The organism is Flavobacterium sp. M31R6 (assembly GCF_013284035.1).
Taxonomy (GTDB): Bacteria; Bacteroidota; Bacteroidia; order Flavobacteriales; family Flavobacteriaceae; genus Flavobacterium.
On the sequence record NZ_CP054141.1, the window covers coordinates 3,105,263 to 3,119,629 of the forward strand.

At 33.4% G+C, this 14,367-nt stretch carries 12 protein-coding genes; 8 read left to right on the top strand and 4 right to left on the bottom strand.

The annotated features are described in order from the left end of the window. Positions 1–39 precede the first annotated feature (39 nt). The 5 genes from HQN62_RS12735 (at position 40) to HQN62_RS12755 (ending at position 4,585) form a co-directional block, all read left to right on the top strand. Positions 40–966, top strand: coding sequence for a geranylgeranylglycerol-phosphate geranylgeranyltransferase (locus HQN62_RS12735; RefSeq protein ID WP_173504639.1), 927 nt, complete (start codon positions 40–42; stop codon positions 964–966). Next, the gene (locus HQN62_RS12740; protein ID WP_173504640.1) at positions 959–1,540 is read left to right on the top strand and encodes a Maf-like protein; all 582 of its coding nucleotides are present in this window, start codon (positions 959–961) and stop codon (positions 1,538–1,540) included. The genes HQN62_RS12735 and HQN62_RS12740 overlap by 8 nt, the downstream gene beginning before the upstream one ends. Positions 1,541–1,557: 17 nt before the next feature. Beyond that, positions 1,558–2,091 carry a mechanosensitive ion channel domain-containing protein gene (locus HQN62_RS12745; RefSeq protein WP_173504641.1) on the top strand — a complete coding sequence of 178 codons (534 nt, stop codon included), beginning with the start codon at positions 1,558–1,560 and terminating at the stop codon, positions 2,089–2,091. A gap of 54 nt (positions 2,092–2,145) precedes the next feature. After that, positions 2,146–2,697, top strand: a complete 552-nt coding sequence (locus HQN62_RS12750; RefSeq protein ID WP_173504642.1) for a hypothetical protein — start codon at positions 2,146–2,148, stop codon at positions 2,695–2,697. A 241-nt stretch (positions 2,698–2,938) separates the two neighbouring features. Further along, positions 2,939–4,585, top strand: coding sequence for an LVIVD repeat-containing protein (locus HQN62_RS12755; RefSeq protein WP_173504643.1), 1,647 nt, complete (start codon positions 2,939–2,941; stop codon positions 4,583–4,585). 73 nt (positions 4,586–4,658) lie between these two features. On the opposite strand, the gene HQN62_RS12760 is transcribed toward HQN62_RS12755, so the two are convergent. Further along, positions 4,659–5,642 (bottom strand): alpha/beta hydrolase, encoded by a 984-nt coding sequence (locus HQN62_RS12760; protein WP_217362490.1) that lies wholly within the window; start codon positions 5,640–5,642, stop codon positions 4,659–4,661. Between the two features lie 271 nt (positions 5,643–5,913). Between HQN62_RS12760 and HQN62_RS12765 the strand changes: the two genes are divergently transcribed. From HQN62_RS12765 to HQN62_RS12775, 3 genes are all read left to right on the top strand, one after another. Beyond that, complete coding sequence (locus tag HQN62_RS12765; protein WP_173504644.1) at positions 5,914–8,445, top strand: PIG-L family deacetylase; 2,532 nt, start codon at positions 5,914–5,916, stop codon at positions 8,443–8,445. A 122-nt stretch (positions 8,446–8,567) separates the two neighbouring features. Beyond that, the gene (locus HQN62_RS12770) at positions 8,568–10,310 is read left to right on the top strand and encodes a sodium:solute symporter family transporter (protein ID WP_173504645.1); all 1,743 of its coding nucleotides are present in this window, start codon (positions 8,568–8,570) and stop codon (positions 10,308–10,310) included. A gap of 220 nt (positions 10,311–10,530) precedes the next feature. Beyond that, positions 10,531–11,532 (top strand): hypothetical protein, encoded by a 1,002-nt coding sequence (locus HQN62_RS12775; protein WP_116797961.1) that lies wholly within the window; start codon positions 10,531–10,533, stop codon positions 11,530–11,532. 101 nt (positions 11,533–11,633) lie between these two features. Here the strand turns inward: HQN62_RS12775 and HQN62_RS12780 are convergent, their stop codons facing one another. The 3 genes from HQN62_RS12780 to HQN62_RS12790 form a co-directional block, all read right to left on the bottom strand. After that, positions 11,634–12,479, bottom strand: coding sequence for a DUF2911 domain-containing protein (locus HQN62_RS12780; RefSeq protein WP_173504646.1), 846 nt, complete (start codon positions 12,477–12,479; stop codon positions 11,634–11,636). Between the two features lie 389 nt (positions 12,480–12,868). Beyond that, positions 12,869–13,522 carry an HAD family hydrolase gene (locus tag HQN62_RS12785; RefSeq protein WP_173504647.1) on the bottom strand — a complete coding sequence of 218 codons (654 nt, stop codon included), beginning with the start codon at positions 13,520–13,522 and terminating at the stop codon, positions 12,869–12,871. A 111-nt stretch (positions 13,523–13,633) separates the two neighbouring features. After that, the gene (locus HQN62_RS12790; protein WP_116797957.1) at positions 13,634–14,359 is read right to left on the bottom strand and encodes a tRNA threonylcarbamoyladenosine dehydratase; all 726 of its coding nucleotides are present in this window, start codon (positions 14,357–14,359) and stop codon (positions 13,634–13,636) included. Positions 14,360–14,367 lie beyond the last annotated feature (8 nt).

Sequence of the window (14,367 nt, forward strand, 5' to 3'; positions counted from 1 at the left end):
CGTAACTCATAACTCATACCCCAAAACCAAATATTGAACATGAAATACCTCAAATTAATACGTTACCAAAACCTGTTGATGCTTGCTTTGATGCAATTGCTTTTTCGATATGCCTTTTTAAATTACCAAAATATTCCTTTGGCACTTAATGACTGGCAATACTTTTTATTGGTATTTGCAACGGTTATGATTGCTGCTGGGGGTTATGTCATCAATAACATTATGGATCAGGCAACCGACAATGACAACAAACCCAATCAGGTTGTTGTTGGAAAAAGCATATCCGAAACCAATGCTTACAATGTTTATTTTGTTTGTACCGTTTTGGGAGTTGGCGCTGGATTCTATTTATCAAATGTAATTGCGAAACCAGGGTTTGCGGCTATTTTTATTATTATTTCGGCAACCTTGTATCTTTATGCGACCAGCTTGAAACAAATTTTACTTATAGGAAACTTTATTGTGGCATCTTTGTTGGCTTTCAGCGTACTGATAATTGGGATTTTCGACCTATTACCAGTTATCAATCCTGGAAACCGAATCATTATGGCCGACTTGTTTTCTATCCTTTTGGACTATGCAATATTTGCCTTTGTCATTAATTTTATTAGAGAAATTGTAAAAGATCTCGAAGATGTGAATGGCGATTACAATCAGGGAATGAATACATTACCCATTGCTTTAGGCATCAGCAGAACATCAAAATTAGTGTTAGCTTTGAGTTTGATTCCATTGGTTATGGTAATATTCTACATCAAAAACTACTTTTTTGCATTCGATTTATACTTAGCAACAATATATGCCTTAATAGGTATTGTAGCTCCATTAATTTATTTTGCTGTAAAAATGGTAGATGCCAAAAAGAGCCAGGATTTTCATCATTTGAGTACTGTCTTAAAACTTATTATTTTATCTGGATTGTTCTCAATTGCGATTGTTACCTATAATATTTTACACCATGCTTAAAGAAAAACTCAAAAACTACAAACTTATATTAGCTTCCGGTTCTCCAAGAAGACAACAATTTTTTAAGGATTTGGACTTGGATTTTGAAATTCGGCTTAAAGAAATCGAAGAAATTTTCCCACCCGAATTGAAAGCAGAGGAAATCACTAACTATCTCGCACAACTGAAAGCCAGCGCTTTTGAAGGTGAATTGCAAAACAATGAAATTTTAATCACGAGTGACACTATTGTTTGGCACAAAAATTGTGCTTTAGGTAAACCTAAGGACCATCAGGATGCTTTTGAAATATTGAAATCGTTATCAAATGCGACGCACGAAGTAATAACTTCGGTCTGTTTCAAGACAAATTTATCTTCAAATTTGATATACGAGACAACAAAAGTTACCTTCAATGCGTTAACTGATGAAGCTATTCTTTATTATTTGGAAAATTATAAACCGTATGATAAAGCAGGAGCTTATGGAATTCAAGAATGGATTGGATTTATTGGAGTTTCAAAAATTGAAGGTTCCTATGCCAATGTTATGGGAATGCCGACAGATAAAGTATATGACTATTTGAGTAATTTATAAAAAACATAAAAAAATTAATGGATTTTTTTGATCAATATCTTAAAGAGCAGATAAGTACTGGAGTATTGATTTTGATTGTCATTTTGTCCCGCACTGTTGTTTCAAAATTAGTGAGACGATATGCAAAGACAAGCCAAATTATTGAACGAAGAACCAATTTAGTTATAAAATACATTAATATCCTTATCAATATTTTGGCTTTAATCACCTTAATATTAATTTGGGGAGTTCAAGCCAAAGATATTCTCATTACACTTTCGTCAATTGCAACGGTGATTGGAGTAGCAATGTTTGCACAATGGTCTATATTGAGTAATATTACATCAGGAATTATTTTATTTTTTTCGTTTCCGTTCAAAATTGGAGACGTTATCTTAATCCATGACAAAGATTATCTTGTGGAAGGCGAAATAGAAGATATTGGTGCTTTTCACGTGACAATCCGCTCAAAAGAAGGAGAAATAGTTATTTATCCTAACAACTTATTCTTTCAAAAAGGAATTTCAATTATTAAAAAACCTACTAACAATAATAATGAATTTACCGATTAACGGTTAAATAAATATTATTTTTTAAAATTAAACCCAACTCTAAATTTAAATACAATGAAAACAATTAAATTATTTATTATCGCAATCCTGTTTTTTACGGTGAGCTCAACAAAGGCACAGGTTTCTGTTGATGTAAATATAGGAACGCCAAACGTAAATGTACATGTAGGAACGCCTCCTCCTCCCCCAGCCCCTGCTCCTGTTCCTGTTTGGGGACCTGTCGGTTACGACGAAGTGGAGTATTACTATTTACCGGATATTCAAGTTTACTATGACATCAGATTGGCACAGTATATTTACTTTGGAAATGGAAAATGGATTCGTTCCAGATATTTACCAAGCCATTGTAGAAACTACGACTTATACCATGGCTACAAAGTAGTTTTGACTGATTACCATGGTCATACCCCTTATACTTATTTCAATACCCACAAAGTGAAATACTACAAAGGTTACAAGGGAAAACCTCAAAAAAGTAGAGGTGAGTACCAAGTACGTTATGATGATCATGACCACCATGATAATGATAATCATAACGACCATCATGGTAATGATCACCACGATAACCATGGCGAAAAAGGCCATAATGGAAAAGGAAAACATTAATTCAATATATCGTTAATTCAACAAAAAGAGTGCTATAAACGGCACTCTTTTTTTGTGATAAATTATTTATAAAAAAAACATAAAATAATAGAAATGAAGTATTTAATCGATAAAAAAAGCATTTAATCAGATTTTGGCATAGTTATTGGTTATAGCATAAAAACATTTCAAACTCAGCATTAAAAGAATGTTCAGACGGAAATTTTATTAAAACTTTAAACAATAATCCTTTTACAAAAACATGAAAAAACGTATTTTATTATTTTCAATCATAACCTTAGCTTTTATTACTTCTTGTACAAATCAGGATGATTCCAATACAGAAATAAATCCAGATAAAAATGCGATTGTAATCAATGATAATCAAACTCAGTTAAATCAACGTTTGGATTTAACCAATTCGGGGGTTATCTCGATTGTAAATCCATCAACAAGGAAAAGTTTGGTTACCGAATCGGCTCAATTACCACTAACACAAATTGCTGAATTCAATGCACCAAAAGACAGTCAAGGAAGGACGTTACAGGCTAATCACGTTGCAGTAAATGGTAATTATGCTTATGTAGCTTACACATTACAAGGGAGCGAGTATTCCGGGGCCATTGACATGATTGACGTTTCTGATCCATACAAACCAAAGTTAGTGATGTCGGCTTTAATTCCAGATACCGATATTACTTCCTTAGTGTATAGCAATGGTAAATTAATAATTGCAGGAGCGACAAATACAGATAAAAATGTTGCATTAGAATCACCAGCCATTGTAATGAACATGCAATTGACTTCTAGTGGAACATTTACCAACAGTTTAACAACAACCGACATTGCTAGCTTTGTAACCACAGATATTGCTTCCAATACTAGTAATTATTTTGCCGTATCTGGAAATACAGGAAGTTTATTCAAATTTGACAATTCAACCAAAGAAATAGTAAGCAGTAAAGCAATAGAAGATCTAAGAACGGTTGCTATCAATAACGATAAGGTAATAACGTTAAGCGGTACAAAAGGAATTAACATTTATAACGCCTCCAACTTAGAATTGATAAAATCTTTTTCTTCTTGGAAAGATGATGCTGAAGGCGCCAAAAGAACAATTGATTTCGTAGGCGATAAAGTATTGGTATCTGAAGGGTATCAAGGACTAGGAGTTTACAACATGACTACGGGAACCAAAATTCAAACTATTTCATTAACTCCAGCTGCAACAACAGAACCTGATGATGTGGTTACTAATGCTGTATCAGTAAATGGAGATTATGTTTTTGTCGCTAATGGAGGAAATGGACTTAATGTATACAAAACAGGAGATCAATTAACTCTAGTCGGAACTGTAGGAATCAATGGATCTGCTAATTATGTAAAAACAAGCGGTGATTATATTTATGTTGCCAGTGGTAAAGGCGGATTGAAAATCATCAAAATGGAAAAACCATCTGCTCCAACAGTAAATTCATGCACAGGACTTCCTGCTTATAATTTAGGGACTGATTTGATTTTAAACTCAAACGAAACTAAAGGTTTTTATGGTTCTACAGCCATAAATTCAATCATCATAAATTCAAATTCAGTTCTTACACATTGTGGTTCTATCTCAGTTCAAAACAATCTTACTATAAACAGCAAAGGAAAATTCATAATGAATGGCTCATTGAGTCAAGGAAAATACCAACAAGCAAACCCAACTGTTTTAACAGTTAATAGTAATGCAACATTACAAATTGAAGGTTCTGTAGTGATATGGGGAGATTTGACTTTAAATAGTAATTCAAACATTGAATTCATAGGTTCTGGTTCATCAATCACAATCTATGGTAAAGTAAATAAAGCCTCCAATATTTCAATAACAGGAAACTACACTGATACTGAAAATAAATTAAAAAAATAATCTTTCTCATAAAATTCAAAAAGCTGCAACAGATCAAAATGTTTGCAGCTTTTTTTATTTTTAAAGAAATTAATTAATTTTTCGAATACTTATCCAACCACTCGAATATAGTTTTAAAGACAATATCCCGTACTGGCTTTCTGGACAATACCAAATCGTGTATAGCATTTCTGAAGCCAATAACTTCTTTATGGGGAGAATCAATAAATTTTGCTTTTTCGGTAATGTCATTTACATTCAAAATAGCATCTCCCTCAAACATTTCTTCATCCCAATGCTTTGGATTTACTGATTTAATAGAATGCAAAATTAAAATCGGTTTATGAACTGAAATCCCATTTGCAATTTTCAAATGCCCATCATGTATTGCGTTTATCCATCCCGCATTGATTGAAGGCGCAACGTGGGGTTTCCATTGTAAATTGTAATCCCATTCCCCAAAATCATGCTTGTGCAAACTTTTACCATAAAATTTTGAAAATCCGATGGGCAAAGTAATATTTGGATTTAATCTCCCCAAAAAGGAAAGCACAGGAATAACTGTTTTCTTTTGAATCCAAGGCACATTAAAATCATAGAAAGGACTATTGCATATCAATACATCAAAAAGTGCCTTCTCTTTTCGATCCGAAGCATATAAAGTTATAATCAATCCACCTGTTGAATGACCGTACAATACTATTTTTTGACTTCCCTCTTCTCTAATAATAGCCAAAGCACTGTCAATATCTTCATAATATTCGGATAAGTCTCTCACATTATTTGCCTTATGATTTTGCAGAATAGATCGCCCGTATTTCCTTAAATCCAAGGCATAAAAATGATAGTCTTTCTTTAAAAATTCTTCAGCTATAACATCTTGAAAAAAATAATCATTAAAACCATGAATACATAAAATGGCTTTAGTAGCTTTTGAAGAACCTCTTTTTCGGATTAGCGTAGTGGTAACTTTGCCTTCAAAATCATCGGGTTGAACAATCGTTATTTGCTCAAAACCATTTTTCAAAACATCTTCCTCGTATTGCATATTCATTCTGGTTAGGTTAATTGTAGACAAAGGGACAATTTCAAATTCTAATGAATATTTTCATTATAACATTCTCAAATTTAGCATTCTAATTTTAAATAATTGACATAGAAAACTAATTTTTTATATCAAATTTGTTAATCTTTAAGTCGCATATTTTTTAAAAATTGTCCTAATAAATATCAAACATTAACATAACTTTTGGAATTATAGCTAAATATTCCCATTATTTAATTAGTATTTTTGGACTTGAACTAATACTTACAATTCTATTTTTTTTAGAAATAATAAATCTTGTTATATGCGAAAGCTTTTTTTTAAATCATTTTTAGTTTTAGTCCTTTCTATACAGATAACATACGCTCAAAAGCCTCAAAAACCGAATTCAGCAGAAATCTATAATCAAATTCAGAAGCTTAATTTTCTGGGGACTGTACTTTATATCGCCGCACATCCTGATGACGAAAACACCCGTTTAATTTCATTTATGGCTAATGAAATTCATGCGAGAACTGGCTATTTATCATTAACCAGAGGAGATGGTGGTCAAAACTTAATTGGTCCACAATTACGGGAACTACTTGGTGTCATAAGAACACAAGAACTTCTTGAAGCAAGAAAAATCGATGGTGGCGAACAATTTTTTTCCAGAGCCAATGACTTTGGTTATTCCAAAAACCCAGAAGAAACATTACAGATTTGGGATAAAGAAAAAGTATTGGCAGACCTTGTTTGGACGATTCGCAAATTCCAGCCAGATGTCATCATCAATCGCTTTGACCATCGTTCGCCAGGAACTACTCATGGACATCACACCTCCTCGGCAATGCTGAGTGCAGAAGGTTTTGATTTGGCCAATAATCCTGCTTCTTTTCCGGAACAATTACAACTTGTACAACCTTGGCAACCCAAACGTGTTTTTTTTAATACTTCTTGGTGGTTTTATGGCAGCAAAGAAAAATTTGATGCAGCCAATAAATCCAATTTAGTTGCAATTCCAACTGGTGTTTACTACCCTACGCTGGGGAAATCCAATCAGGAAATAGCGGCTTTAAGTCGCAGTAGTCATAAATCACAAGGATTTGGAAGTACCGGAACTCGTGGTGAAGACACCGAATATCTGGAATTTCTAAAAGGTGAACCCTTAAAAGACAAATCATCACTTTTTGAAGGAATCGATACGAGTTGGAACCGTGTAAAAGGCGGAAAAGCAATTGGCGAATTGATTACCGTTATTGCCAATCAATATGATTTTAAAAATCCTTCGGCTAGTATTCCAAACTTAATAAAAGCATATACTATGATTCAAGCCTTGGATGAAAATCATTGGAAAATAGTAAAATCTGAAGAAATAAAAAAAATCATCGCAGCTTGTTCCGGTTTGTATTTGGAAGCTGTTTCCAACTCCCAAGAAGCAACTCCTGGAAGTGTTGTAAAACTGAATTTGGAAGCTATAAATAGAAGTCCAATAGCCATGCAATTAGCAAGTGTTACGACTCTACCCGACCAAAAAACTACGGTTTTGAACACCGATCTAAAAAACAACACACTACAAAACAGTGCTCTAGATTTACAATTACCTCAATCAATAAACTATACGCAACCTTATTGGTTAAAAGAAAAAGGAACAGTAGGATTGTACACTGTAGAAGATCAAAAAAACATTGGAATTCCTGATATTATTAGAGAAGCTAAAGTGATTTTTAATATAAAAATTAACGGTATTGAAATCCCATTTGAAAGAATTATCGTTTACAAATACAATGATGATGTAAAAGGTGAAATGTATAATTTTTTGGATATTGTTCCCGAAGTTACTACGACAATTCAAGATAAAGTATTGCTTTTTCCTGATACCAAACCTAAATATGTTGGCGTAACGATAAAGGCGGGAAAAAATGACCTTAAAGGAAATTTAAAATTGGATTTATCAAAAGATTGGAAAGTTTCTCCCCAATCTATACCTTTTCAATTGGATAAAAAAGGAATGGAACAAACCGTTTATTTTGAAGTTTCGCCTCCAGCACAAATGAGCGAAATTGTTGGAAAAAGCATAGCAACTATTGATGGAGTTCCATTTGATAAAGAGCAAATCAACATTAATTATGACCATATTACAAAACAGCAGATTTTAAAAACTTCTGAGGTAAAGTGCATCCGATTTGATTTGAAAACCAATGAGGAAAAAATTGCCTATATCATGGGAGCAGGTGACGAAGTCCCAAAAAGTTTGACTCAAATGGGTTACAAAGTGACCCTCCTAAAACCAGAAGAAATAACACCAGAGAGACTTGACACTTTTGATGTTGTCATGACTGGTGTGCGTGCTTACAATACTATTGACGCATTGGCAAACAAACAGGATATTTTATTTGATTTTGTAAAAGGCGGAAAAACAATGATTGTACAATACAACACTAATAGGGATTTAATAACATCAAAAATTGCTCCTTATCCATTGACAATTTCTAACGATCGAGTAACTGAAGAAAATGCTGAAGTCCGTTTTCTTGCCCCCAATCATCCTGCATTGAATTATCCAAATACAATTACCCAAAGTGATTTTAAAGGATGGAAACAGGAACAGGGATTGTATTATCCAAAAGAGTTTGACAAAGCCTTCACTCCTATTCTGTCCTCAAACGACAAAGGAGAAAGTCCAAAGAATGGCGCTTTGTTAATTGCTCCGTACGGAAAAGGAAATTATATTTATACAGGTCTGAGTCTTTTTAGAGAATTACCGGAAGGAGTTCCCGGAGCCTATAAATTGTTATCGAATATGATTTCGATAAAATCTTCCGTAAGTATTCCTAACCAAAAAATGAAACCTTAAAAACAAAAAACATGGATTCAAAAAAACCTAAAATCTGGTCAAAAGACTATACCTTAGTCCTGGTTGCCAATGCCCTGTTTATCATTGTTTTTTATTTAATTATGAAATTATACTCTTAACCTATGCAATTATTTGACTGGATTGTACTGATAATAACACTATTATTTATCGTAATTTATGGAGCTTGGAAAACACGGGGCAGTAAAAACGTTGAAGATTACATTCTGGGCAGCAACGAAACTCCATGGTTTACTGTAGGACTCTCGGTTATGGCAACACAGGCCAGCGCCATTACTTTCCTTTCGACTCCAGGACAGGCTTATCATGACGGAATGGGATTTGTGCAATTCTATTTTGGATTACCAATTGCAATGGTAGTAATATGCCTCACTTTTATACCTATTTATCACAAATACAAAGTCTATACTGCTTATGAGTATTTAGAAAAAAGATTTGACCTAAAAACGCGCTCATTAGCCGCAGTTTTGTTTTTGGTCCAAAGAGGTTTAGGAACCGGAATTACCATTTATGCTCCCTCTATAATTTTGTCGGCACTATTGGGTTGGAATCTTACGTACATGAATATCATTATCGGTATTTTGGTTATTATTTACACCTTTTCGGGAGGAACAAAAGCTGTAAATGTCACTCAAAAACAACAAATGTTCGTGATTTTATCTGGGATGCTGATTACTTTTTTTCTTATTCTCGATTATCTGCCTAATGATATGACTTTTGACAATGCTATGCATATTGCAGGAGCCAATCAGAAAATGAATATCGTGAATTTTTCTTTTGATTTAGATGAAAAATACACTTTTTGGAGCGGAATTACAGGTGGTTTCTTTCTTGCCTTAGCCTATTTTGGAACCGATCAATCACAGGTTGGCCGCTATTTGTCTGGAAAATCCGTTCGCGAAAGCCAAATGGGATTAATCATGAACGGACTTTTAAAAGTACCTATGCAATTCTTGATTTTACTAACTGGAGTAATGGTTTTCGTTTTTTTTCAATTCAATGAAACGCCTTTGAACTTTAACCCAAACAATAAAATAACAGTTGAAAATTCAAAATACAAAGGCGAATATCAAAATTTACAAAAAGATTTAAACAAATTATCTGAAGATGAAAAAGTCGTAAATCTATTGTACATAGATCAGCTCAATCAGGATTATGACAATCCTACCCTTCGAAAAGAGTTGGTCGATTTGGCACTCAAAGAAAAAGAATTAAGAGCCAAAGCCAGAGAGATTATTTCAAAAGCAGATAACAAAGCCGAAACAAATGATAAAGATTATGTCTTTTTCTATTTCATACTCCACTATTTGCCCAAAGGTCTAATTGGTTTATTACTGGCGGTAATCATTTCAGCAGCGATGTCTTCTACCGCATCCGGACTAAATGCATTGGCATCAACAACAGCCATTGATATTTACAAACGCAATGTCAAAGAAGAAAAAACTGAAAAACATTATCTGAATGCTTCAAAACTTTTCACACTAATGTGGGGAATCATTGCTATTGCATTTGCCTGCATTGCCACGCTTTTTGAAAATCTAATCCAACTCGTAAACATCATTGGTTCTATATTTTACGGTACTGTTTTAGGGATTTTTCTGGTTGGTTTTTATACCAAAAAAATACGCGGAAAATCAATTTACTACAGTGCAATAATTAGTCAAATAGCCATTTTTATTATATACTATTTCACCAACTTCATTTATCCGAGCGGTGCAGAAAAACTAGGCTATTTATGGCTCAATTTTATAGGAGCCCTCCTCACTATTGTATTATCTTATATGTTGCAAACTACAATATTCAAAACCGAAGAACAAACAACATTGGCAGAAAATATAACGCCATAAAATTATTTATAATACAATCAATATCGAATAAATCCCGTTTCTACACGATTCGGGATTTTTAGTATAATCATCTGTAGAGAAGCACTGCAGTGTTTCTCTAAAATACAACACATTACAATATTTTTTTAAATTATTTATAAAAAAAATAATACAAATAATACTAAAATATAATTTAAAAAAATCTAAATTTGGCACGTAAATTATAACCAACCATTTAATAATGAAATCAATAAAACTTATTTGCTTAGCCCTGTTTTTTCAATTATTTTGCAGTAATACTACTTATGCTCAATTTGGTATTTCAACCGATTTATTAAAACTAGGAGCTTCTAGCCTTGGCATTGATAAGCTATTCAAAAAACCTGCAGCCATAACAACCGCTTTTGAAGATGTAAATAAAGAGGGCTCACAAATGCCTAATTTTTTCAAATTAGAAGTCGCTCAACCATTATATCTATTGCCTAAAGCACCCAATGGAGGATTTGTGCTTTGTGCCGGCTATTATGAAATGACCAATAAAAGTTATTGTTTGCACGCAGGAACATTTGCACCATCAAAAGGAGATGGCTATATGTACGCACCTACCAACGGATCCAAAAAAGAAATTGTTACAGCCATACTAAAAAGTGCTGAAAATCATCCTGAAATACACCAACATGACATCCAAATTTTACTGTGGGCAATCATTGCCAAAACAAAATTCATTGATTTTAGTACTGAAGTAAAACTGACCGCTGTAACCCTACTAACCAAAAAACAATTAATGCAACTGGAAGATGGTGCTCTCGGTTTTTTACCCGATGATGTTATCAATCAAGCCAAAGCAAAACTACCCGAAAGTGTACAAACTGTATTTGAGGCCGAAAACAACATTCGTGGCTTAATAACCTCTGGAAACTATACCTATCAAGAAATGGAAAAGTATGCCATTCTTGCTGGTTTTGCACCGCCAAGAACAGATTATCCTAGTGGTATTTGGACATTGCATCCTGATGGTTATTACGTTCGATATATTCCTTCAGGTTATTCAGTTACCAAAGTTCAAATTTATGTTCCCAAAGAACTTATCATTAGTCTAAAAGGGAAAAGTCTTATTTATGATGCAACCAATGACATTGCATGTCCGGCAAATACAGGTTCTCAAAGATTAGCACAAACCAACGAACCCTTAAATCCAGATTATTCAATTACTCTAAAAACCTTATGTGATGGTGTAAATTAATATCAAAATAATAAAACAGTTTATTAAAAAATCCCGTTTCGCCCTATAGACGAAACGGGATTTTTAATATAATAATTAGTCCGAATGCTGTTTGGTGAGCCTTATTTTTTACTCCACTCCGCAATACTTTCTCTATTCATTTTTACGTAATCTTGATTTTTTGCAGCTTCTGCAGCTACAAGAGATAGATTTGCGGTTTCAATAGCACCTTTTTTGTCTCCTGCTCTTGCTTGAATCAATGATTTTTGGCGAGTGTACCAATACGGTTTTTCAGTACTCAATTCCATAGCTTTATCCATGTAAGACATTGCTTTTGCGTTATCACCATTTGACTGATAAAGGTATTGCGCGGCTGAAAAATAATCAGCAGATGTTGGTCCCGCCAATACTTTTTCAATATTTGCTAATACTTCTTTTTGAGTAGGAACCGTAAATTTCATTGAAACAGAAGAGTTTTCGCAAGCCATATCCAAGGTAGCAGTATCTGCAGTCAAGTTACCAATACCAATTGTGAAAGACTCTACTGATTTTTGCAATGCATCTTCTTTTACCGTAGTTCTCAATACTACATTAGCCTCGTTCCAAACTTCAGGATTTCCCCAATTGTTTGTGGTAGAATAAAAAATTACTTCCCAGCTTTCTATTTTAGGGATTGTATACAAAGAGTATTTTCCTTTAGGCAAAGTTTTACCATCAATTACTACATCTTCGCTAAAAGATATAGTTGTATTTTCATTGGCACCTGTTCTCCAAACTTTTCCAAAAGGAACTAAATTTCCAAATACCGCTCTTCCTCTTGCTGCTGGTCTGCAATAAACTATTTCTACATCCGTCAACCCAACTGTTTGAAAAACAGTCGCTTTAGGACTGGCTTGAGGAGTTTTCAATTGAGCCTCAGTGATAAAGGGCGCTATAATAAATGCTAAAACAAAAAGTATTTTTTTCATTATTATTGGTTTAAGTGTTTCCTCAAATTTACAAATTCAAAAAGCTTTAAATGTTAATATTTCCTTAATTCAAAAAATAGTTATTATACTGTTTTCTTTAAATTCCATCTCTGCAAAAACAAAAAAAGCAACCCAACAGCAAACTAATAAATCATATAAGCTTTATAAAAAATTATGTAACAACAGAAAAGAGGTTCAAGTTTAAGTTTGTATTGTAATTAAATCAAATTTAATTAATAATGACGTGATTAATTTTAACAATAGTCAACTTTATAAAAACCTACTATCATGGAAAATCAAAAAATAATACTCCAAAAAGTAAAATATCTTTTTTTTAAAAGCATGTTCTACTGTTTTGAAATTCGATATATGTTTAATTTATAAACTCATTAGTACTGTGACACTTTCTCAAAGTTCAATTCATCAAAATGATTCACAACAACATCAGCCAGTGACAAATCCTGATCTTTGGAATGAAAGCTATTATATCCTACACAAAAAATGCCAGCAGCTTTGGCCGCTTTGACACCATTGGTACTGTCCTCAATAACGATGCAGTTTTCTTTTGGCGCAATTGATAAGGAAGCCGCATGGAGGAAAATAGCAGGATGTGGTTTTGATTTTGGGAAATCTTCACCACTTACGATATGCGAAAAATATTGGTGCAGATCAAAACGGCGAAAAACTCTGTCAATCGTCACTTTTGAAGCTGATGAAGCCACAATCAATTGCATTCCATTTTGGTGAAAATCTTTAATTAAATTCTCTACTCCTTCCAACAAAGCTAAGTCTTCTTTACTATCGAAAGCATCATTAAAAATAGATCTTTTTCTCAAAATCAAATCTTCCACTTCGTGTTCCAACTGGAAATGCTCTTTCAATTTTTGAAAAGTATTGCGAGTCGATAATCCTGTAAAAGAAGTGTACATTTCCTCTGGAACCACAATATTCAGTTCGCCAAATTGTTTGTAATAAGCATAACGGTGTACGAGTTCTGTATCTACAATTACACCATCCATGTCGAAAATTACGGTTTGTATCATTTGAAAAATTTTGTTTAATATTTTGTTTAAAATCGTTTAAAAGTTTAAAATTGTTTGATGAAAATCGTTTAATATGATGTTAAACCTTAAACCATCATAAACTTTTAAACTTTAAACCCTTCCTTCTTTCTTAAGCAAATATCGAATCACTGTTTCGGCAGCATACAAGCCAAATAATCCTGGCATATAACTATTGGTTCCATAAAACGATTTTTTAAAGTTAGAACCATCGGTCATGCGCAAACTGGATTCATCTTGAATTTCAGAAGAAAAAACCACTTTCACTTTATTGATTTTCTCTTTCTTTAAACGCTTTCTGATTGTTTTGGCAAAATAGCAATTTACCGTTTTGGCAATATCGGTAACTTTCACTTTGGAAGCTTCCATTTTTCCTCCAGCTCCCATACTGCTTATGATTCGGACCTTTTTTCTTTTGGCAGAAATAATCAAATTCAATTTTGGTGTTACGCTATCAATGCAATCCAAAACATAATCATATTCATTGGTCACAATCTCATAAGCACGCTCTGGTGAAAGAAATTCTTTTAGTCGAATCAAATTCAATTCAGGATTAATATCCATTAATCGATCGCCTACAACGTCTACTTTAGACTGTCCTACTGTAGAATGTAAAGCAGGTAATTGTCTATTTATATTGGTAATATCCACCACATCGCCATCCACAATGGTCATCGTACCCACTCCAGCTCTAGCCAAAAATTCTGCTGCAAAAGAACCTACTCCGCCAAGTCCTACGACCATTACATGAGCATTTTGCAAATTCTGTAATCCTTCTTTTTTAAATAATAGTTCGGCTCTTTCTGTCCACTCTGCCATATCAATTC